This window comes from Spirosoma rhododendri (genome assembly GCF_012849055.1).
In the GTDB taxonomy this organism is placed as follows: domain Bacteria; phylum Bacteroidota; class Bacteroidia; order Cytophagales; family Spirosomataceae; genus Spirosoma; species Spirosoma rhododendri.
Window position 1 is genome coordinate 188992 of record NZ_CP051677.1, and the last position, 22409, is coordinate 211400.

The window sequence follows — 22409 nt, forward strand, 5'->3', positions numbered from 1 at the left end:
TTCAGGAAGCGACCAGCCCCGCACGGATCGAGTGCTGGTGCGCTTCTTCACTGTGAGTAAAGTAACAGCATGGTACGCCAGCCGCTTCGATTTGCCCGATCAGGGCTTCGGTTGCCGCCCGGTTCGCGGGTTTGATCCGACGTATGTATACACAACTAATTTGGTGACAAAACTGCTGTACCACCGACGAATAAATTACGGGGTCCTGCTGCGAATCGTCGCCCAGCAGAATAAAGCGCATATCGGGGTACGTCTCCAGTATACGTTTGATCCGGTCGAACTTGGTGTGGTGTTTCGTTTTGCCCGTCTGGAGGAGTTGGTGAAACTGCTTGAGCTTACTCAGCAGGTACACGCCATCGGGCAGGCCGTTCTGCTCCGAAAACTCCAGAATGTAATCGTACAGGTTCCATTCACTGCTCGACACGTAGAAAAACGGGTTGGTTGCCGGGCCGCTGTCGGCCTGCGCCAGCAACTGATAATGAGCGACCACCCCGTCGAATGGGTCGCGGCTGTGTGCGTTTTCGGTCAGCAACACCAGCAGCCGTTTGGCAATGGTTGCGGAGTGCGACACCAGAAATGTATCGTCGATATCGGAGATGCAGGCGAAGGTTGTAGGGGCCGGGATCAGGACTTTTCCTTCGCCGGTGCCCAGTACCGTTTCCGTCGGCAGCGTCTGCGACAGCAGTTCCGCCCGGACGGGATGCCAGCCGGGCGAAAGCGGGGCAGGCAGGGGTAAATCGCACTGAAAAAACCCGTTTTCATCGGCAAAAACTTCGGCCGTCTGACCGGCGCAGCTGAGTCGGACACGGGTATTGGGGTACGGCTTTACCAGAAATAAGCGCATGACCGCCAGCAGGTTAATCAGCTTATTGTCGCGGTAGTTTGTTCTGGGCAGCGCGCTCCGTCGCAGCACATGACCGTTAATACTCAGTACTTTATCATTGCCGTATCCCCGATATACCTTTACCAGTGGCTGGTTGCTTAGCCGAAGCCATGTTAACAAACGGTGAGCAATCAGGCTTTTTGGGCCTTTGTTTTGTTTAGAGATCATTGTCGGCGATAAGGCATTCGGCCTTCCTGGTCGATAGCCATTGACTATAACCCGTAAACACCACGTAAGTTGCTGTTTTTATTCGCGATCAATCCTGCTTCGGGCGGCAAAGGCAAAAACGACTGGGAGGTTGCCATCCATAACTTTTTTGCCAACAATACGCACAGCACCGAACTGTTTCACCTCGACGGCAAAACCGACGATACTGAACTACCCAGGAAAATACGGGAGGTCAATCCCGACTGCGTAGTGGCCGTTGGGGGCGACGGTACCATCAAATCCGTCGCCGAACACCTTGTCGATACGGGTGTCCCACTAGGCGTGCTACCCGCCGGATCGGCAAATGGCATGGCTCGCGAACTAAACATCCCGCAGGACATCGACGGTAGCCTGAACCTGCTGGTCGACGGACAAAACCGCCCCGTCGACTGCATCGACGTCAACGGTGAACTGTGTATTCACCTGAGCGATGTGGGTCTGAACGCGCAACTGGTGCGGTATTACCAGCGCAACAACCTGCGGGGTAAGCTGGGGTATTTGCGAAGCGTTATGCAGGTGTTGAAAAAACGACGATTATTGCGGGTCGAAATCAACCTCGACGATCAATGCGTGCAGCGGGCCGCCTTTATGATCGTACTGGCCAACGCCCGGATGTATGGAACGGGGGCTGTCATCAACCCCGACGGTGACCCGTCCGACGGTAAGTTTGAGATCGTGGTGTTCCGGCGGCTTACCGTCTGGGAGATCGTCAAACTGTTTTGGCGGTACCAGCCGTTCGACAGCAAAAACATCGAAATTTTCCCGGCAACATCCATCAAAATCGCCACCCATCGGAAGGCTTACTTTCAGGTTGACGGGGAGTATCAAGGGCGCGTTACGGAGATCGACGCCAAAATTCGGCCCGGCGCGCTCATGATGCGGCTACCAGCTTAAGGCTATTTTTCAACACAGAGGCACGGAGGACACAGCGGGCTTCACAGCGGGATTGAGAGGTTGTTTATAGAGCTTTTGTCATCCCGACGGCAGGAGGGACCTTCGCTAACAGGCGGTTTTATTTGCTTTTAGCGAAGATTCCTCCTGCCGTCGGGATGACAAAAAGACACTCTTGACACGAACAACGCTTCCCCAAGCAACATACAAGGGGTAGACTGAGGGACAGCCACTAATGGGCTACAAAGTAACCTAACTGGCTAGCTGCTTGCCAGTTGCGCAAAATAGACGTATCATTGGTCACTCAGTCTAACACCGACTTTTATGAGGTATGTGAGTGTGCCCCTGCTCGCTATCGCTGTCCTGGCTTTGTCGGGACGCTGCACCAGACCGGTTGACGAACCGATCGTTACACCCCCGGCAGAACCCAGGGAGGTAAGTACGTTTGCGGGAAGTGGTAAGCTGGGCGACCGGGACGGGCAAGCCGACTCCGCGCAGTTCTGCTTTCCACAGGCACTGGCCTTTAGCCCAACCGGAACGCTCTACATCGCCGACAACACCAACGATCTGATCCGAGCGGTCGACGTAAATCAGGTGGTTACGACACTGGCCGGAGCCGGTTACGTTCGTTACCATCACGATCCAGTTAATGGACAGGGCCGGAAAGCGTCGTTCAACGGCCTGACTGACATTGCTTTCGGTGCAGATGGCAACTGCTATGCGGTCGAATATACCAGTCAGGTCCGCAAAATCACGCCCGATGGGCAGGTTAGTACGTTTACCGTTTTACCGCGTGGCTACGGCAATGGACTGACGTTTGATGCAAGCGGTAATTTGTATGTCAGTACCACTACCTGTCTGTATAAAATCAGTCCGGCGGGCAAGGTAAGCTTGTTCTCAGGTCAGCCGGGCGTTCCGCGTGGTTTCCGCGACGGTGATGCTGATTCAGCCCGGTTCGTCAATCCAGCGAGTCTGGCGTCCGATCAACGGGGTAATTTGTACGTTGCCGACATGAATCTGATCCGTAAAGTCGCGCCCGATGGTAGCGTCACTACGTTTGCCGGGTACGAAAAGGCAGTAGCCGACAAAGACGGTGTTGGCACGGCTGCGGGCTTCGGCTTTATCAATGGCCTGGCCATCGGCGCCTTGGGTGATTTATACGTCAGCACGTTCGACGCCATTCGCAAGGTAACGCCGGATGGGGTGGTCACTACCGTGGCGGGCGGTGTTAACTTAGGCTATCAGGATGGTTCGCTCGCGACGGCCCGGTTCAACCAACTCAATGGCATCGCGTTCGATAGAGCGGGGAACCTGTACGCAGCGGATCGATTTAACCGCGTCGTGCGTAAAATTGTACTCCGCTGATACCCTTATTTATTAACAGAAACGTCCGCGATCTGCGTCTTACAAGTCGGGAAAACTGAAGACAAACAGGCCAGGAATTACCGAAAACGGCACAGCATGCAGGAGAACACATTGCCTCCTACGCGCTGTGCCGTTTCCGGTGATTATCAGCTTTGCGTTCTCCGTGCCTCCGTGTTTAATTCTTTGTCGGTGGCGCGCTGACGCTGCTATTACTCTTGGCTTCTTTCCCTTTACCCGCTGTCGCCGACGATGATTTCTTCGACGGCCGGTCATAGATTGACCGGGTGTCGGGCTTCATCTGCTCACCGTTTGTGTGTACACCTTCACTTTTGACGCCATTGCTGGTTTTGCCCGCGTTGCCGCCCCCTTTCTTTGTTACGTCGTTGACTTGGTTTTTCGCTACCGAGCCGACATCCGCGTTCTTCTCGGCTTTTTTGCGGTCGTATTGCGCCTGTGCGCTGAAGGATACCGCCGTAAACAGCAGCACGCCCATTATCAGTTTCGTTTTCATTACGTCGACTCGTTGGTTTTACCTATCCAACCCGCTGTTCGACAAAACGGCTATTAAAATGGCGATAATTCAACCAACCGGAGCCTGTAGAACGACCTGCTCACCCACACGAATGCGTTGCGGTTCGGTGTAGATGTTGAATCGGTCATCGCGGACGAATCCAGCCAGCGTGATACCGGCTTCCTGCGCCATCTGCACGGCCAGACTCGACGGGGCACCCACCGCGCCCAGCAGGCCAATACTCGCTTTCCAGCTTTTCTGTACGAGTTCAACGCCAATACGGCCGCTCAGGAAAACACCGTGCGTGTGCAGTGGTAGCCAGCCCTGCCAGAAAGCCGCCCCAATCAATTTGTCGAGGGCGTTGTGCCGGCCGATGTCTTCGCGCACCAGCAGGATCGTACCGTCGGTGTCGAACAGTGCAGCAGCGTGAATACCACCCGTGTAGGCAAAGGCCCGTTGTGCATCGCGGACGCGATCGGGCAGGGCGTGCAGTATAGCCGCGTCGAGCAGCAGATCCGACTCGACCGGCCCGGCGGTTTCGGCCATCACCGCTTCGATAGTCGCCTTTCCGCACAGCCCGCAGCTCGACGACGTGAACGTGTTACGCTCCAGCCGGGCCCAGTCGACCAGTACGTCGGGCTTCAGTTCAACGCGCAGCACGTTACCTTCCTTGGCTTCATCCTGCACGCAGTGGCGGCACGATACGATGTCTTCGCGCTGATGAACGATGCCTTCCGTGTACAGAAACCCCATTGCCAGTTCTTCATCGTGGCCGGGCGTCCGCATCGTGACCGATACGCTGCGCTGCTGCCGGTCGTGCATGGGGCCGAACCCCAGCCGGATTTCGAGGGGTTCTTCAACGGCCAGCAGGTCAGGCTTTTCAACGATAGAATCGCCGGTAACTTTTCGGATGGTAATGGGCGCGACAAGAGACATACGAAACGGTGGTTTAGGTATCGATAGCATAACCCATTCGACACCGAAAAGATTAAATCGGCGGGTTGCTGCTTAGGTGAAACTACCGGACTAGTCGGTTACCTCCAGCCTCTTGAGAGGTTGTTCGGGGAAGTGTTTTGAGGTCTTCAAGTCGCCGTTTTTGTCATCCCGACGCAGGAGGGATCTTCGCTAAAAGCAGATAAAATCTGCCTGTTAACGAAGATCCCTCCTGCGTCGGGATGACAAAATTACTTCCCCAAAAAACCTCTTAAGAGCAAGGCTGTCCGACAGGCGATGCTAGGTAATACCGGCGGGGGAAGTATCCTCTCCTAAAAACTGATCGACGCAGCCGCTTTGATAGCGAACCGATTGGTCGGGATGTTGTTCGGCCCCGGCTCCAGATACGTCAGCCGGTGAACAGCCTGTACCCGGAAAATTTTGAAGATATTATCGATACCGTAGCCCAGTTCTACATACGGAACGCTGGGGTCAAGGTGCCCGAAGTGAATAGGTCGTTGGCCGTTCGGCAGCATCTTGTTGCTTTCCAGATCCTGATTGGCCTGCGACAGACTTCCCCACAGCATATCAGCGTTTGCAACCAGTCGCCAGTTCAACTTGCGGATACCCGGCAGGCGGTTAAACAGAAAACCCTCGAACCGGTGCTGCATATGAACGGCCACAAACCGATCGCTGACAAATTCGTAGAACTGCATCCGGTTGAAGGTGTTGACCGTCAGCAGGGGCGTTGGGTTACCGATGTGCGGAAACAGCAGCGGAGCGGGCAGCGTCGACGGCGTAAACCCAGCCGATAGCAGATACGTCATCCGGCCCAGCGGTCCCAGCCGGAGGGTTTGCTGCGCCCGCAGAGTGATCCGGCTGTAATTGAAGTCAGACCCCAACCCGGTTGTGCCGCGCGTGTACCGAACCGTCAGGACGGGGGCACGCTTGGTGCCGAGCGTGATGCGCTCGTTGCCGTCCATGATGTACTTTTCCTTCCGGGCCAGCCGCGCTTCGATCGCCCAATAGGCATCGTTGATGTCGGAGCGCAGGGGCGACTGATCGCCCATGTCGGGGCTACTGCGATACGCGTAGGGAAACAGCGGGTCGAACGTTCGGCTGCCAACCATTGCCCGTAGCATAATACCTTTCACCGGCTCCGTCACGAAGAACGCTTCCTTCTGTTTGCTCTGGTAGGCACCGCGATAGCGGCCAAACCGACTCAGTGCGTAGAAAATCCGGTTACCACCGATCAGTTCGGGCGTCAGGCCCAGCCGTTCGAGGTCGTAGCTCATCCGAACACCGATCTGTGTCCAGTGCTGCCGCGAAATCAGGTAATCGGCTTCGACACCGTACTTAAATTCCTTGTCGAGCGTACCATAGGCCAGATATCCCCGCAGGACCAGATGACGGCTGAAATCTTCATTCGTCCGAAAACCAACACGGGTCCGCAGCCCTTCGACCGTGTTGACGGCAAACAGATACGGATATGGCCCCAAATCGAAGCTTCCCACTTTCAGAAAGCCCGTTACGGCAATCTGCCCCACGGCCTCGGCCGTTCGCACGGCCGGTACAGAGCGCAGCGTTTCGATCATCATCCGGGATTTCTGATCGGCCTTGTTCAGCGAGTCGGGCCCGGCCAGCGTACGCTGCACGGTGCGCCAGTACGCTTCGTTAGTCGTCGCAACGGTATCGCTCGGCTCGATAGGCTGTTCGTAAAACAGTACCGGCTTTGGCTGATTGACCACCACGTTGCTGTTGCGCAGTGTTACCTGCGCCCGTATACCGAGCGACTGCTTACCCACCCCCGTCAGATCGGCGGTGAGCTTCAATCCAACCGGCAACCATCCTTCTTTCGTTTTGGCTCCCGTCGAGTCGGGCGTTGGTTCGAGTTCCTGCTCGATCGTCAGCGCCCGGACGTAGTTGAGGTTAGCCCGGCTACCGATTCGGGCTTCGATTTCGCAAAGCGCAAATGAACTGGTGTCGATCCAGGCTTTTCCCGTGAAGGCGAGGTCTTCGGGGCGCTTGGGGTCGAACTGGATTTCGTAGCAGATATGGTCGCCAATCTGGGTTGTATCGGCCAGGAAGAATTCGTACCAGTTCCGCCAGTTGTCGCCGATGGGCGACGCGAAATCTTTACCCAGAATCGGAATGTAGTTGTCGTAAAAATTTTGACTGGCCAGACTGGTACCGCCCAGCAGTTGCGAGCTTACGCCCGCATCATCGACGGCTACTCCCCGAATACGGGTCTTGCGAACGTCTTCGCGCCGACGCTGCGGGCCGGTGCGGTAGTACGTATGCGTTACCGATTCCGACACCAGCAGTGGCAGCAGCCGGTTTCCTTCACTGTCGACAATCGAATCGACCTGACTCATCGCCTGATTGATCTTCCGGAAAAGGCCGGTCTGCCGCATCCGGTCGGTTAGGTGACTCAGGGCCATTTCGGTTTTCTGATAGCTGTCGTACTCGTAGGCTTTCAGTCGGCTGCGGTCGTTGAGCGACCGGTTCTTGCGCACCTGCCGCAGTACGCGAAAAGCCGGGTTCTCCCCTGCCCGCACGACCACTTCCTGCAAGGCGTTTCCTGCCGACATGGGCAGTTGCACGTCGATCGCCTGCGTGAGCCGTTCGCCGTCGATCGCCCGGCGCGTGTTGGCGTACCCCATCGAGCTGACCACCAGCGAATCGCTCAGTACGTTGGTGCGCAATGTGTAGCGACCCTTCTCGTCGGTGATGGTGCCGACGCGTTTTCCCACCAGCGCTACGCTGGCAAACGGAACGGGTTCACCCGTTTTGGCATCGGTAACGAGTCCGGTAACTGAGTAGGTCGTTTGCGCGTATAGTTGCCCGCTCAAACACAGCAGTAAACCAGCCAGTAAGAAGAAAGTAAGCGTACGTAAACGTTTTTCCATGCGAGAAAAAAAGGTCAGCCAATTTACGCGTACTACTCAGTAATTCCTACTCGGGTGTTACCCGGCGAATACTTATTTAATATAATTTTAAACAGCGAGATTGCCGATCAGCCAACCAGCCAGATTCGGTCAGCATCAGCGCCCTGCTCCGTCCACTCGACCAGCACGCGCTGCGACTCCAGCGTGTTGACTTTCATACCAGTATAATCGGGCTTGATCGGCAGGTCGCGGTTATAACGGCGGTCGATCAGGACCAGCAGCTCGACCTTGCGGGGACGCCCGAACGCGGTCATAGCGTCGAGGGCCGCCCGCACCATCCGGCCCGTCGCCAGCACATCGTCGATCAGGATAACGCGTTTGTTTTCGATCACAAATGGTACGTGCGTCGTATTGGGGCGCAGGGGGGTGTCGCGCCGGCGGAAGTCGTCCCGGTAAAAGGTCGCGTCCAGATACCCCAGCGGTACCTCGCGGCCCAGAGTGCGGCTTAGTTCGCGGCTAACGCGCTCAGCGAAATAAATGCCGCGCGGCTGCATGCCCAGCAGCACCGTATCGGTAAAATCCTGGTGATTCTCAATGAGCTGCTGCGCCAGTCGACTTACGACAATTTCGAGTAACGGACTGGCTAAAATCAGGCGTTGTTGATTCATAGCCCAAAAGTAAGGGGTCGGTTTGCAGTTTACCGATTGGCCGGACGCTTTTTTCGCATACCCTTTTGCCGGACCTTTGCAGCAGACATCTTTCATCTGCCGATACTGTGAAATTTCTGATCGTTGGGCTAGGCAACGTTGGCCCCGAATATGCACTCACCCGCCACAATGCGGGCTTTATGGTTCTCGACCGACTGGCGGCCCAACATGGCTTTTCGTTTTCGCTGACCCGGCTGGCCTTCACCGCCAAATGGTCGTACAAAGGCAAGCAGTTCTTTTTCGTGAAACCAACCACGTTTATGAACCTGAGCGGTAAGGCGGTGCAGTACTATCTGAAGCAGGAAAACATACCCGTCGAGAACCTGCTCGTCCTGTCGGATGATAAAGATTTGCCGTTTGCGAAGCTCCGACTCAAGCCCAAAGGTTCGGCTGGCGGACATAATGGACTGCGGAATATCGACGAACTGCTGGGCACGCAGGAATACGCCCGGCTACGCCTTGGCATAGGGAGTAATTTTGCGAAGGGACGGCAAATCGATTTCGTGCTGGGCGAGTTTTCCGAGGACGAAATGATCCAGCTACCTGACTACCTCGACAAGGCAGGCGACGCCGTCGTGGCTTTTTGTACTATGGGCATACAGAACGCCATGAATAATTACAACCAATGATATAACTTTTTAAAGAATTTTGCATTATTTCAATAGCACATATATGGTGGGCTATTTTTTCTTAGGTAGGCAAATGCTATCAATTAAGCCCATTTTACCTATTTTTTATTCGGAATATCGCCAAAACGCGATATTTTTTGCGGAACATAATTCTGACACGGCTTTTACGCATGTTTGCATTCTAAAAACTTCTGGCGAGATTTGTATGTTCTTTAGCCACAAGGGAAATAGAACAAAACAGAGAATTGAGTCGTTATAGTTGTGTAATCGGTGAACGAATCGGCAACACGCTTATCCAACAGAGATTTCTGTTGCCAAGTGAACGAGATATAGGGACGTAGTTCATTAAAATTGACTGACGTTCAAGAAGATATTCGAAGTCGGCTCTGGCGGGCTTTGAAACAGTAAAGGGTTAAAGTTAGTTTTTCATGTAGAAAAGGTTAAGGGTTTAGGAATAGTCAGTATAAGGTTCTCCGTCTCGGGGGACCTTATCTTGTTTTAAGGGGTTTTACTCAGTCCATCCCAACAAAAAAGCCAGCCCTCAATCCGGGGCTGGCTTTCCACTTGCTTAACCTAAACTAAAGTCCAATTGGTGAATGATTGAGTGATTGAGTGATTGAGTGAATGAGTGAATGAGTGATTGAATGAGTGATTGAGTGAATGAGTGATTTGTATAGCAATCTTTTTTTTATTCAATCATTCTATCATTCACTAATTCTATCACTCACTCAATCACTCATTAATTCCCTCCCTTCATGCGGTTTTGTTCGGCGGAGGTGGCGGAGTTGCGTTCGCGGGCGGCTTTGACGTTCTGGTTGCCGAAGCGATAGGTGAACGTCAGGGCGATCCGGCGGCTCTCCCAGCGCGATTTCACGCTGAAGTCGATGTCGCCGACGACGGCCCGGCCGCGAAACTGGTTGATCCAGAATGGGTCGTTGACGTTCAGTTTCAGGTTGGCCTTGCCATCCATCAATTTCTTCTGAACCCCGATGTTGAACGCACCCATCGGCTGGGCGCGGTAGAAGCCGTACTGCGATGCCGAGTTGTACCAGCCCGACACTTCCGCCGACAGCGTTTTGCTCAGCGTGATGTTGTGCGACATGTATAGGTTCACGGCCACAAACTTCACTTCGTACGGAGTATTCGAGTAGAACGTCTGGTAGTGCTGGTAGTAGCCGTTGAGGTTAGTCTGCACATTCCACCATTTCGCGATTGCAACGGGCATACTAACCGTCAGGCCAATGTTGTCGAGGCTACCCAGGTTTTCGGCCGTGACGTAGGTGATGCCTTTTTCGGGAATCTGCCGGGGCGTTTCGTCATTGATAAAATCGGTGGTGCGGCTGACGTTGATCGAGGTCGAGATTTTGTCTTTGTACACGTGCGTCAGTTCGACCGAGTTGGTGTACTGGGGGCGCAGAAACGGGTTGCCCTGCTGGTAGGTGTACGGATCAAGGTAGAACACGAACGGGTTTAGGTTCTGGTAGTCGGGGCGCTGAATCCGGCGGCTGTACGACAGGTTCAGCACGTTGTTGGTGTCCAGCTTGCGCGACAGGAACAGCGTCGGGAACAGGTTCAGGTAGTTGCGCTCGATGCGTTGGTTCATCGTGATCGAGTTACCGATCGAGTGCGTATGCTCGGCCCGCAGACCCGCCTGTACTTTCAGCTTACCGATCTTACCGGCGTAGTTGGCGTAGGCCGCGTTGATGTTCTCGTTGTACACAAACTGGTTCGACCGGCTGGCGTCGAACACCCACTGCTGCTGTTCCTGCCGTAGCGTATCGTAGATCGTGTTGTTGTCGGTGTCGACGATGCTGCTTTTCAGACCCAGCTCGATTTTCGATCCGTTTTTCAGTGGCCGCACATAGTCTGTCTTGAACGCCCAGATACCGATAGTTGATGGCATCCGGTTACGCACATCCTGGTTCGGGCGGAGCAGTGCCCCCTCGGCGTTGCGGTATACCGTGCTGAGCGTGTTGCTATTGTTGCCGTTGTAGCGAACGTAATCGACATCGGCGGTCCACTCATGCCCTTTCCCGTCAAAATCGTACTTGTAATTAAGGTTCGTCGTCAGGTTTTTCAGCATCTCGTTGGCATCCGTCTGGGTGATGGGCTGGCTGATAAGCTTCCGGTTTTCGTCGCGGATAAACGTCTTGTTGACACCGTCCGACATCCAGTTGTTGCTGAAGCCATTGACCACCACGCCGATTGTGCTTTTGGTGCTGATGAAATAATCGGCCCCGGTTTTGAACGACTGGTTGACGCTTTGGCTGGGCCGGAACGATCGCTGGTCGAAGTAGTTCGTGCGGCCGTTGTAGGTAATCACCCGACCTATTTCGTTGCTGTTGTTGCTGGTCCGGTTGAAGTAGGTGTAGTTGCCGAACAGGTTGACTTTGCTGGTGCGGTGGTTCAGATTGACCGTAACGCCACCTTTGGGCCGGTTGAGGAAATTCCCGTCCAGGTCGCGCACCCAGCCGTAGCCCGAGTTCAGGATTACGGAGCCGTTGGTACCCAGGTTTTTGTTTTTCTTCATCTTGATATTGATGATACCTGAGTTACCGGCCGCGTCGTATTTAGACCCCGGATTGGTGATGATCTCGATGCTGGCGATATTATCGCTGGGCGTGTTTTTGAGCAGGTTCGAGACTTCCTGCTGCGAGAGGTACGTCTGCTTACCGTCGATATACACGATTACCCCGGCTTTGCCTTTCAGCTGAATCTGATCGTTCTGCCGGTCGATGGTGACGCCGGGGGCTTTTTCCAGCACTTCCAGCGCCGTATTGCCGCTCGATACGATGCTGTTTTCCACGTTCAGCACCGTCCGGTCGACCTGCTGCTCGATGAATGGCTTTTTCGCCACCACGTTGACTTCGGTCAGGTTTTTCGACTCGTCGGCCATCGCCAGCACGGGTAATTCGAGGGCAGGCTGCGCTTCGTCGATGGTGAACGGGGCGCTGTACGTTTTGCGGAATCCCAGCTGCTGCGCCGATACCAGATAGGCACCGGCACCCACGTTTTCAAACAAATAATTGCCATCGACATCGCTGACCACGCCTTTAACCAGCGTCGAGTCTTTCGATTTGAGCAGCATCATCGTCGTAAACTCCAGGGCTTTGCCGGTCGTGGTGTTTACTTTGCCACGGACAGTGCCCCGGTTAATCGGCTGACTATAAGCCCCCGACACGTAAAAGAGTGTAAAAAAGAGGAAGGAGAATACCGTTTTCATAGCGATGGATCAGGTGTTGATAAGGCGTGCTCTTGATTACTTAGTACTCAACAAAGGTAGGTAGTATGCATAGCAAAGTACCTTATCTTACACGAGTGGTTCAATCGGGCTGACGAATGGTTAAAAGGGACTAAAGCAAGAGCGTATCGGGGGAATTCAGGCTAAGGAGAGATTCGGCGGCCGGATGTTGCATGAGCGCGATTATTTATCTTACTTTTCGTACTCATCCACTCCCTGCTTATGACTTTTCTCTACCTGGTATTGATTCTGCTAAATGGGGCACTGCTGGTGGGTCTGCTTATCGGCTGGTATCGTTGTCTTTAGAGTTTTTAAGTGTTGGCCTGTTTACCCCCCAGCCCCCTGAAGGGGGAGCGGTTCATTTGCGGAATACTCCCCCTTCAGGGGGCTGGGGGGTAAACAGGCCGAAGGGAATTTGGCAATTGCTACCGTAAGTTCAAGAACTTAATAGCCTTCAGGCCGCTGCCGGGTAAACCGACTCGCACTTGACAGCTCTACTCTTCACCGGGCGTCAGCATTGCCTTTTGCCCTGTGACATGGTGTATAAGCGATACGCTGCCGTCGCGTCTGTAATTCGCGACGGCCCTCGTTACTGATCTTACAATTTGATACCGACTGACCAAACGGCGGCATCGGGTCCCTGGCCGGAGCGGAACAGGCTGTTGGGTTCGTAGCGGCCAAACAACTTGCCGCATCCCCGGAAACCGATTTCGGTCATAAAGCCCCAGCGTACTGGATTCAGGTTGAAGGAGTTGTGGCTCCGAACGGCTGAACCCCCTTCGGGCTTTACTTTGGTATAGCTGTCCAGCCGCATGCCCACATACGCTCCGGCGCTGATGGAGAAGCCCGATCGTGTGCTCACACTCAGCATCATTGGCAGGTTGAGCTGTGTCGTAACGAGTTTGGTTTTCCGCAGACCGGTGTCGGCCTGTTTGACGATCAGTTGCCCGTTTTGCTCGGTCAGCACATTGCGCCCTTCGAACATAAAGTTGTTCCAGGCGACCTCGGGGCCCGTTATCAGCCGCAGTTTGGTTGGGCCACTGGCGATGAGCGGAATTCGTTTCTGCCAGGCGAGGGCGACGAAGCGTGAGCCAAGCGGCCGAAGCTCGTAACCGACGGGCAGATTACCGCCCAAGTTGTTGAAGCCAACGTAGATGGCGAAGTCGCTGACGATCCGTTCGATTGGGCGAGTCGTCGATTTGCTGATAACCACGGTCGTGGGGGTACCCACCGTTGAGCTGGTGACTGTGGAGTCGACTACGGTAGAGTCAGATTTTGCCGCCGTGGATTCGGTTGTGATTATCGTGACGCTGGTTTGGGCAAACGAAGCAGCGGAAGTAGCGATCAGGGCCGAAGCGAGGAGGTGTTTGAATGCGTTCATGGTGCTGTATGCAGTTTAGATTTTCTGAAACCTTGTGTTTTACTGAATCGGGCTTGTAGCTACTTCCGCCGTTTTGACCAGTAGATGTACGTCAGTGTATTTTCGGTTGCATGGTCTTGAGAAAATTCTTCATCTTTTTTTCGATACCACCTTCAAACCATTAACTATCAACACATTAATTACTTTCCGTCGTACGAATTGAATTCATGCACAGTCACGCCGGGAATGGTCCGCAGAATGTCGACCATCATTTTACGGTGATTCGCCCCGACCCCAACGACAACCCGCTTTGCCCCGGCAGCCCGCGCCCGATTGACTACGTTGTGCGCCATATCGTCGTTACGGAACTGCCACTGACGAAGCATCTCGTTCATGGCCGCTTCGGGAAAACCAGCCGCGCCAAACATTCGCCGGGCCCCGTAGAAGTTCATAATGTTGAGGTATTCATCGCCGTCGGGGCTGTTGAAATATGCGGTCGCGTTACCCGCACTGCTCGCCTTATTCGACGCCTGCTCCAGCTCGTTTGTCCGCTTTGTAAGCGCCATATACCGCTTTCCGTCGACCGAGTTGGAGTCCAGTCCTTTTTCCCAAGTATGAATCAGTGAATCCGTTTTTCCCCAGGCTGCGCTCCAGGCCACATCATGCCGTTGACTGTCCATCGGCAGGATTTTGTCCTGACCCAGCTTATCGATCAGCGGGAAGAGAATGTTATGGTATTCGTTGGTGCGGTTGCGGTACAGCGAGTCAGGTACGCCCAGTATAGTCAGGTAAGCCGCTTTCTCTTCATCACCGAAGGCAGGGCGGGCGCGGTCGAGCCGGTACAGCTGGTAGGCGGCATTGCCGAAATCGCGTTTCAGGTACAGTGCCCGCGCCAGTTTCATACGAACCTGATGAAAGTTGGGGTGCTCACGCAGCAGTTCGTACGAGTGCCGAATCAGTTTGTCCGCGTTTTTGGTGTCGGCGTAGGGGCGGCTTTTCAGATACGCCAGCCGTCTTTCAACGTTCGCTTTGTTCCAGTAATCAGGAATCGCGTCGTAATCAGCGCCCGACAGCCATTCACCGAACACGGCATCGGGCCGAAACGCGTACGCTTTATTGATGATCGAATCGAACTGCTCGACCGGCTTTTTTCCGTACCCGTGCGACGTACCGATCATCAGCACCTCGATGGGCTGATCGGCTTTTTGTGCGTAACCCGAGATAAAGACAGACAGCAGGAGAATGGCGGTAGTGATGAGCGTTTTCATGATTGCGGGGTGTTTTGCGGTGATTGATGGGTCAAAGGTGCGGCCCCGAAAAGCCCCGGCCCTACCCTATTCGACCAACCCACTGTACACCTCGTCAAACCCGTACGTCACCCGACCAACGCCCGCTGACTGGGCCCAAGCCGTTGGTCGGATAAAAGCGGGCGTTGGTCGATTTGTCTTGCGGCTGCGCCCGGTACTGACGTAGTTCGTACACCGATTTATCCGCGTCTTATGGCCATTCAACTGCCTTCGTTTCTCAATTCCCGCACCCGCCTTCGTACCCTGCTGTACATCCTGATCTGGGCCGGGGCTCAACTGAGCAATGCGTACAATCCGAAAACGGATACCATCTCGTTTAATTCGCTGGGCTTTTCGTTCAGCACCGCGTTCTGGCTGGCGGCCTGGTTTGAGCATACACAGGTACTCAATCCGTTTTTGAACCGGCGTCGATGGTGGCTGATCCTGCCCGGTACGTTTGGTGCGCTGCTGGTTTTCTGCGCGACGCGTTACCTGATCGAACAGGAGATTTACTGGTACGTGCTGGGATTCACCAACTATCCGTCCGACGTCAACATCCTGTTTTATATTCAGGACAATGCGTATTTCATGCCGTCGGCACTGGCTATAAGTGTTGCGTTTAAACTGGTTGAAGACTGGCTGGTGCATCAGCGCGAACGTGATTCGCTGCTTACGGAGCGCAATCAGGCGGAACTGGCGTTTCTGAAATCGCAGATAAACCCCCATTTCCTGTTCAACACGCTCAACAACATCTACGCGCTGACCTACGCGAAGTCGGATACAGCGCCGGGAGCCATCCTGAAACTGTCGGAGTTGATGCGGTATATGCTGTACGACAGCACCAACGGGCCAGACCGGGTGCCGTTGAGCAAGGAGATTCAATACCTGAACAGCTTCGTTGATCTGGAAAAACTGCGGGTGGCGCAGGCGCATGTCGAGTTTAGCGTTGAGGGTAACGTCAACCTGTTTCGTATCGAGCCATTGCTGCTGGTTTCGTTTGTGGAGAATGCGTTCAAACACGGCGACCTGACCGACCCCACTCATCCGCTCGTGCTCGACCTGAGCGTTCAGAACGGTAAGCTGCGCTTCGACACCCTCAACAAAAAAGCCACTCGCCAGACCGACGCCGTGGGTGGTATCGGCCTCACCAACGTACGCCGGCGACTGCAACTGCTGTACCCCAACCAACACGCACTCCACATCACCGATACCGCCGACAGCTATGCCTGCTCGCTGGAGATTAGTTTATAGTTTGTGGTTTGTAGTTCGTAGTTTGTGGTTGTACCCACCGAATACCAAATACCGACTTTATGCGCTGCCTGATTGTTGACGATGAACCGCTGGCCCACACGATCCTGAGCGACTACGTCCGGAAAGTGCCGTTTCTGTCGCTCGTTGGCGCGACGACCAGCCCGATCGATGCACTGACGCAGGTGCAGCGGGGCGAAGTCGATCTGGTGTTTCTCGATATTCAAATGCCTGAACTGACGGGTATTCAGTTTCTGAATCTGCTTCGGCGGGGGGCGTCCGGGCAGGCTTGCCGGGTGATTCTGACAACCGCCTATTCGGAGTACGCCCTCGACGGTTACGAACACGACGTAGTCGATTATCTGCTCAAGCCAATCTCGTTTGAGCGATTCTACCGGGCTGTTCAAAAACTAATGCCTGCCCCACCAACAAGCGCGTCGACACCTGCCGATACAGCCACCCCTGTTCAGGTTGCGCCGGAGCCCGGCAAAGAGTTTATTTTCGTCAAGACGGAGTACCGATTACAGCGCGTCGGCCTGAACGAGATTCTGTACGTCGAGGGGTTGAAAGATTACGTGTCGCTGTACACGCCCACGGAGCGGATTCTGGCGTTGCAAACCATGAAAACGATGGAAGAAAAGCTGCCCGCCAGTCAGTTCGCGCGGGTACACAAGTCATACATCGTCGCGGTAAATCACATCGAATCCGTCGAGCGCAACCGCATCTACATCGGCAAGGCCGTCATCCCCATCGGCGACACCTACCGGGACGCCTTCTACCGGCTGATTGAGAGTTAAGTTTGTGGTTCGTGGTTCGTGGTTCGCAGTTCGTAGTTGGCTGACGCCATGAACGGTACTATGAGGGAAGCCAGTGTATCCACCTACTATGAGCTTTTGTATTTGACTAAAACTCCCACACGTTTACACTATGTCCCGCTGCGTCCCGGCGTCATAAATGATTCAATTACTCGTATAGCCCTCTTGCAATGCGTCAACTCTCAGACTACAATCGTATTGAGTTTACCATACGATTCGATTGTCCACAAAACGAGCGTTGTCGCCAGTACATCCGGGCGAAATCTTACAGAATGAATGCATCAAAAAGCTTAGTTTGACGATCACCAAAGTAGATTAAGATTAGTCAGTCTGATACTCATTGCTATGTTGCTGACATTGAAATCTGACGCCAAATTTGGAACCAGTTCAAAATCTTGTTTACGTGTGATGTCTGAACTCATGTAGTGGGTTACTCCTTCTCGCACTAGGTCGAGCGGCATTAACAGAGATGCCGCGAAAGCATTGGCTTCGCGCTCCTGCATGTCTTCTCCTGTTGATGAATTAGCGTTACGATAAAGGGCAAAATATTTTTCAGGAGTATCTATAAACACGCCCTTGCGCTGATGTTCGAGCACGTAATGTCCTATTTCATGGGCTATCGTGAAACGCTGACGCTTCTTCCCCGTTCTATTTTCAGGCGCATATCCGATCTGAACTTTACCATTTAGTTGTAGTAGCACACCAGAGACATCTTCGCCAAAGTCATACTCGCGCACCTCTATTCCTATTTTCTCCGCAACCGTCTTCACGTCAATACCCTGCTTGTCTGATGGTAACTCGTAGAAGTTCGTAGGATAGTGACCAGTCTTTTGTAGAAGAGCTTTTGCGGCACTTTCGATTTGCTTTTGTCTTTTCAAATTCATTGCCGTTGATGTTTTAAAAAGTCTTCATAAAACGCGTCGAACCTGTTTTTGTCTTCGTCTTTTATGTCTTTTCGAGTGTAAGCATCTATTTGTTCAAGCGGTTCGTAGTCAGTACTTCTGGGTATCAGAACTTCCAAAGTTACCCCAAGTGCTTTAGCTATGTCTATTAGTAAGTGCAGAGGGGTATGCTGTCTACCCTTCTCAATTTTTGCGACAGATGTGCGCGTCAAATCTATTCTGGAGGCTAGCTGATCCTGCGTTAATGCTGCCTTGCTCCGATAGTTCCTAACGTTCTCGCCTATCATTCTGTATAGCTTCTCTTGTATTTCCTTGTTCACGGCGCAAAGTTAATTCTATATAAGTACGAGAAAGTAGCAGGATAAATGTGAATTAAATTCACTATAAATTTTTTCTACCAAAAGGAACTAAGACAAAATTTATGCCGTTGTATCAATGAACGCGCACCGTAGCGAGTCTCATATGTTTATCACAACTATGAAAAAACCAATTGGTACACAAGCAAAGACAGGCGCAACGTGCCCTGAAAGCGGAGTTTGGAAAGTGATGGCTGCATCGTCAACGACAGCCCCCATTGCGAAGGGTAACACGATGCCGCCTTATAATCGGTCTGCTGTTACCTGGCAACTGGTCAGTTACGCGTAGTATATAAGTCAATTACCTGTAGTGAGTGCTCACATGGGTATTCATTACAGGTAGCCATCAACTTTTAACTGATAAACATCATGAACCGATCTGTTTTCTCGTTTATAGTGCTACCCGCTTTGTTCGTTTACCTTGTTGCGTCCTTCTTGATGTCAACATTTGATATCAATTTCTGGTACCCCCACCAAAGGTTCTTTACAGTATTAGCCTACTTTCTTGTGCTCTATCTTGTAGTCGAAAGTGAAAGAAGAGAAGGAAAAACTAAAGCTGATGTCGAAAACACTACAGATAAGGAGGTAGAAGAAGCAATCGAACAGTAGTTTTATCCGATCAATTGTCTACATACTCAAAAATGCCCGATATCGGGCATTTTTTGTATTCTCTGTTCTACAATCGAACGTACATAACAAATCTTACCATCTCGCCAGCGCGTTGCGTCGGGCGTCGAGTTTGACGAAGATGAAGAGGAGGATGGAGAACGACCACAGCGACGAACCGCCGTAGCTGAAGAAGGGCAGCGGGATACCGATAACGGGCATCAGGCCGATGGTCATACCGATGTTGACCATGACGTGGAAGAAGATAATCCCGGCGACGCAGTACCCGTAGACGCGGGCAAACCGGCTCCGCTGCTTTTCGGCCAGCACAATGATGCGGGCCAGCAACCCCAGAAACAGGGCAATGACGACCAGACTGCCGATGAAGCCGTGCTCTTCGCCAATGGTACAGAAAATAAAGTCGGTGCTTTGCTCGGGTACGAAGTCAAACTTGGTCTGAGTCCCCTCCAGAAACCCTTTGCCGTGCAACCGTCCGGAGCCGATAGCGATCTTGGCCTGCGTCACGTTCCAGCCCACGCCCAGCGGGTCAACCGTCGGGTCGACCAGTACTTTGATCCGGTTTCGCTGGTGCTTCTGTAGCACACTGTTGACGAAGAAATCGACGCCCACAACCACGATCATCATACCAACGCCAACCAGTCCCAGCGAAATCAGGTTGCTGACGTTCCGGTTGTAGCGCGGCATCAGCAGCACGATCAGCGCCAGCAGCACCACGATGCCGATAAAAATGTAAAGCAGCGGAAAGATGAGCGCCAGCACGAACAGGATCACCGCCGTAATACCGACGGCCGGAATCCAGCCCGGTAGCCCTTCGCGGTACAGCATGATAACGAACGACGCAAAGACCAGCATCGACCCGGTTTCGTTCGACGCCAGAATCAGCACGCAGGGCAGCGCGATGATGCCCCCCACGTACAACAGATCTTTACCCTTCGAGAGGTTTATCCCCGGCTGATCGATGTATTTTGCCAGTGCCAGTGCCGTCGCCAGCTTGGAGAACTCCGCCGGTTGCAGCAAGAACGAGCCGATTTTAAACCACGAGCGCGACCCCTTCACGTTAGCGCCTGCCACCAGAACCAGTAGCAGCAGCAGAATCATAAAGCCGTAGATCAGGTACGCAAACGAGTCGAAAAACTTGTGGTTGACCACCATGATGCAGATAATCAGGATGGCCGACGTACCAATCCACATCATCTGTTTACCGGCGTTCGTCGAAAAGTCGAACAGGCTGGTATGGTCTTCCGGGCTGTACACGGCGGCATACACGTTGAGCCACCCCATCGTGACACAACCGAGGTACAGCACCAGCGTGAGCAGGTCTACATCCTGCGAAAATGGATCGTTGCTGCGAGGCATCCTTGGGTACGTTCAAGGTTCAAGGGTCAAGGGTCAAGGTTTGCATTTGCCCGCTGGCAACATTGACCCTTGAACCTTAACCCTTGAACTACTAATTAATTTCCCCCCACGCCAGCGGTCTGGACGGGGCGGGGCTTTATGGTCATCATGGGTTTGGGCGCCAGCGGTTTGGGCGTCGCAATCGAGTCGATACGCGGGGATTGCCCGTTGCGGGGATCAGTTCCCTTGGTCGAATCGGTACGGGGGCGACGCGGAGCCGGTTTGCCGATAGGCTCAACGCGCTCGATGGGCGGCAGGAAGTAAGCATTCATCATCCGATTGGCCACGTGCTTCGAGATGGTGCGTTTGTGAATGTACCGCTCGGCAATCAGGCCCGCAATCGGCGCGGCTACGTCGCTGCCCCAGCCCGAATTTTCCACGAAAACGGCAATCGCAATTTTCGGGTCGTTCATGGGCGCGAAGCCGATAAAAATAGAGTGGTCGTAGCGGTGGCCGAACTTGGCGTTCTGCGATGTACCCGTCTTGCCGCACAGATCGATCGTCGACAGATTGACTGACCGCGCACTGCCGTTAACCATCGTCCGGCGCATCCCATCGATAACCGGTAGAAAGTACGACCGGTCGACCCCGGTTTCGTGCCGCTGCGTGTACTGGGCAGGCAACCCCGCCCCGACGCGGCCAAAGCCCCGCGCATAGTGTGGCGTAATATACCAGCCCCGGTTCGCGATAGCCGCTGCCAGGTTAGCCAGTTTGAGCGGGCTGATCAAAAGCTCTCCCTCGCCGATACTCAGCGACGACACGTACGAAAACTTCCATAGGTTGGCCCCACCGTACATCTTGTCGTAGTAGGCTACGTCGGGCAGATTCCCCAGCTTTTCGCTCGGCATATCGACGCCCAGCTTCTGACCGATGCCAAACTTCTCGACGCCTTCGTGCCACTTTGCCAACCCGATTGCCGACGCCTTAAAGGTGTTGCGCTCGGCGTTGTTGTAGATCATCCGGCGGAATACCTGATAGAAGTATGGGTTGCAGGAGTTACCAATAGCCCCGCGCAGGTCCTGCCCACCCCGGCAGTGGCAGCGCATGGGCGACCCGGCATGGCCGTAAACGGTGTGCGGAGAAAGCGTACCATCCTGCTGAGCCAGCAGTGCCTGAATTAGTTTGAACGTAGAGCCGGGGCGGTAACTCGCCATGATCGGCCGGTTGAACAGGGGCCGGTACGGGTTACGCAGCAGGCTCATATAACTCTTCGAGAATGAGCGTGTCGACAGCATTTCGGGATCGAAGGTCGGTGCCGATACCGACGCCAGTATCTCACCTGTCGACGGTTCGATGGCGATTACCGCACCCACTTTGTGCTGCATCAGGCTGTCGGCAAACCGCTGAATGTCGACGTCGATACCCGTAATCAGATTTTGCCCGGCAACGGCGACGGTATCATACGCCCCGTTTTTCCACGACCCTTTGTTGACGCCGTAGACGTTCTGCATCATGAACTTCACACCCCGACGCCCGCGCAGTTGCTGTTCGTACTCCTGCTCCAGTCCGCCGTGCCCGATGTAATCGCCCTGCCGGTAGTATGGATATTCCTGCTCGTCGAGCTGTTTCCGCGACACTTCACTAACGTAGCCCAGCGCGTTGGACATCGTGTGCGACGGATAGGTACGCATTGAACTGATGACCGGCGAAAAGCCCCGATAATCAACCAGTGCATCCTGAATACGGGCAAAATCTTCCTTGGCCAGCCGACGCAGAAACAGGGAGGGTTTTACTTTCGAGTAGTTAAGCGCCAGCCCCATGATGCTGTCGAAGTCGGGCTTCGTAATGTTCATCAGCCGGCAGAAAGCCGCCGTATCGCTGATGCGCACCTGCTTCGGGGTGACGTACAGATCGTAAACGGGCGTATTGTCGACCAGCAGCTTCGTACCGGTACGGTCGTAAATCTGCCCCCGGTATGGCACTTCGATAACGCGCTTGATCGAGTTCTTGGACGCGCCCAGCGAATAGTTGTCGTCCAGCACTTGCAGGTAAAACAGCCGGGCCAGATACAGTACCCCAATCAGGCAGAAAAAGCCGATAACGACGTACTTACGATTCTCCAGCATTCAGGTAATTTCTTATAGGTGGGTAATTGCCACTACAACAAAATTACGTGAAAAGAACGCCAGTTTGAAAGAAGCTTTTCGCATTCGGTCAAGAATGGG

Annotated in this window: 17 protein-coding genes; 5 read left to right on the forward strand and 12 right to left on the reverse strand. The window is 53.8% G+C overall.

All coding sequences use genetic code 11. The features are described 5' to 3' along the window. Window position 1: 1 nt before the first annotated feature. Window positions 2-1051 carry an App1 family protein gene (locus HH216_RS00775; protein WP_169549055.1) on the reverse strand — a complete coding sequence of 350 codons (1050 nt, stop codon included), beginning with the start codon at window positions 1049-1051 and terminating at the stop codon, window positions 2-4. A gap of 69 nt (window positions 1052-1120) precedes the next feature. Here HH216_RS00775 and HH216_RS00780 point away from each other — a divergent pair, with 69 nt between their 5' ends. Together HH216_RS00780 and HH216_RS00785 are read left to right on the forward strand one after the other, a co-directional pair. Further along, on the forward strand, window positions 1121-1984 hold the full coding sequence (locus HH216_RS00780; protein ID WP_169549056.1) for a diacylglycerol/lipid kinase family protein: 864 nt from the start codon (window positions 1121-1123) through the stop codon (window positions 1982-1984). Between the two features lie 321 nt (window positions 1985-2305). Beyond that, window positions 2306-3346 carry an NHL domain-containing protein gene (locus HH216_RS00785; protein WP_169549057.1) on the forward strand — a complete coding sequence of 347 codons (1041 nt, stop codon included), beginning with the start codon at window positions 2306-2308 and terminating at the stop codon, window positions 3344-3346. Window positions 3347-3521: 175 nt separating this feature from the next. On the opposite strand, the gene HH216_RS00790 is transcribed toward HH216_RS00785, so the two are convergent. The 4 genes from HH216_RS00790 to pyrR form a co-directional block, all read right to left on the reverse strand. Further along, complete coding sequence (locus tag HH216_RS00790; protein ID WP_169549058.1) at window positions 3522-3857, reverse strand: hypothetical protein; 336 nt, start codon at window positions 3855-3857, stop codon at window positions 3522-3524. A gap of 69 nt (window positions 3858-3926) precedes the next feature. Beyond that, window positions 3927-4793: a formate dehydrogenase accessory sulfurtransferase FdhD gene (gene fdhD, locus HH216_RS00795; protein WP_169549059.1), complete on the reverse strand. Its 867-nt coding sequence runs from the start codon at window positions 4791-4793 to the stop codon at window positions 3927-3929. Window positions 4794-5122: 329 nt separating this feature from the next. After that, window positions 5123-7699 (reverse strand): DUF5686 and carboxypeptidase-like regulatory domain-containing protein, encoded by a 2577-nt coding sequence (locus HH216_RS00800; RefSeq protein WP_169549060.1) that lies wholly within the window; start codon window positions 7697-7699, stop codon window positions 5123-5125. Between the two features lie 107 nt (window positions 7700-7806). Next, window positions 7807-8346, reverse strand: coding sequence for a bifunctional pyr operon transcriptional regulator/uracil phosphoribosyltransferase PyrR (gene pyrR / locus HH216_RS00805; protein WP_169549061.1), 540 nt, complete (start codon window positions 8344-8346; stop codon window positions 7807-7809). Between the two features lie 107 nt (window positions 8347-8453). Here pyrR and pth point away from each other — a divergent pair, with 107 nt between their 5' ends. Then, window positions 8454-9014: an aminoacyl-tRNA hydrolase gene (pth, locus tag HH216_RS00810; protein ID WP_169549062.1), complete on the forward strand. Its 561-nt coding sequence runs from the start codon at window positions 8454-8456 to the stop codon at window positions 9012-9014. 739 nt (window positions 9015-9753) lie between these two features. Here pth and HH216_RS00815 read toward each other — a convergent pair. The 3 genes from HH216_RS00815 to HH216_RS00825 all read right to left on the reverse strand — a co-directional run bounded on the left by HH216_RS00815 (window position 9754) and on the right by HH216_RS00825 (window position 14883). Then, window positions 9754-12237, reverse strand: a complete 2484-nt coding sequence (locus HH216_RS00815) for an outer membrane beta-barrel protein (RefSeq protein WP_169549063.1) — start codon at window positions 12235-12237, stop codon at window positions 9754-9756. A 616-nt stretch (window positions 12238-12853) separates the two neighbouring features. After that, the gene (locus tag HH216_RS00820; RefSeq protein WP_169549064.1) at window positions 12854-13636 is read right to left on the reverse strand and encodes an outer membrane beta-barrel protein; all 783 of its coding nucleotides are present in this window, start codon (window positions 13634-13636) and stop codon (window positions 12854-12856) included. A gap of 179 nt (window positions 13637-13815) precedes the next feature. Then, window positions 13816-14883, reverse strand: coding sequence for a DUF5694 domain-containing protein (locus tag HH216_RS00825; protein ID WP_254448625.1), 1068 nt, complete (start codon window positions 14881-14883; stop codon window positions 13816-13818). Window positions 14884-15114: 231 nt separating this feature from the next. On the opposite strand from HH216_RS00825, the gene HH216_RS00830 reads away from it, so the two are divergent. After that, the gene (locus tag HH216_RS00830; RefSeq protein ID WP_169549065.1) at window positions 15115-16152 is read left to right on the forward strand and encodes a sensor histidine kinase; all 1038 of its coding nucleotides are present in this window, start codon (window positions 15115-15117) and stop codon (window positions 16150-16152) included. 59 nt (window positions 16153-16211) lie between these two features. Continuing rightward, entirely contained in the window at window positions 16212-16946 is a 735-nt protein-coding gene (locus HH216_RS00835; RefSeq protein WP_169549066.1) for a LytR/AlgR family response regulator transcription factor, read from the forward strand. A 320-nt stretch (window positions 16947-17266) separates the two neighbouring features. Here the strand turns inward: HH216_RS00835 and HH216_RS00840 are convergent, their stop codons facing one another. The 4 genes from HH216_RS00840 to HH216_RS00855 all read right to left on the reverse strand — a co-directional run bounded on the left by HH216_RS00840 (window position 17267) and on the right by HH216_RS00855 (window position 22310). Next, entirely contained in the window at window positions 17267-17848 is a 582-nt protein-coding gene (locus tag HH216_RS00840; protein WP_169549067.1) for an ImmA/IrrE family metallo-endopeptidase, read from the reverse strand. Then, complete coding sequence (locus HH216_RS26830; RefSeq protein ID WP_408641807.1) at window positions 17845-18153, reverse strand: helix-turn-helix domain-containing protein; 309 nt, start codon at window positions 18151-18153, stop codon at window positions 17845-17847. Before HH216_RS26830 ends, HH216_RS00840 begins: the two co-directional genes overlap by 4 nt. A gap of 771 nt (window positions 18154-18924) precedes the next feature. Further along, on the reverse strand, window positions 18925-20205 hold the full coding sequence (rodA, locus tag HH216_RS00850; RefSeq protein WP_169549069.1) for a rod shape-determining protein RodA: 1281 nt from the start codon (window positions 20203-20205) through the stop codon (window positions 18925-18927). Between the two features lie 95 nt (window positions 20206-20300). Then, window positions 20301-22310, reverse strand: a complete 2010-nt coding sequence (locus tag HH216_RS00855) for a penicillin-binding transpeptidase domain-containing protein (protein ID WP_169549070.1) — start codon at window positions 22308-22310, stop codon at window positions 20301-20303. Window positions 22311-22409: the final 99 nt, after the last annotated feature.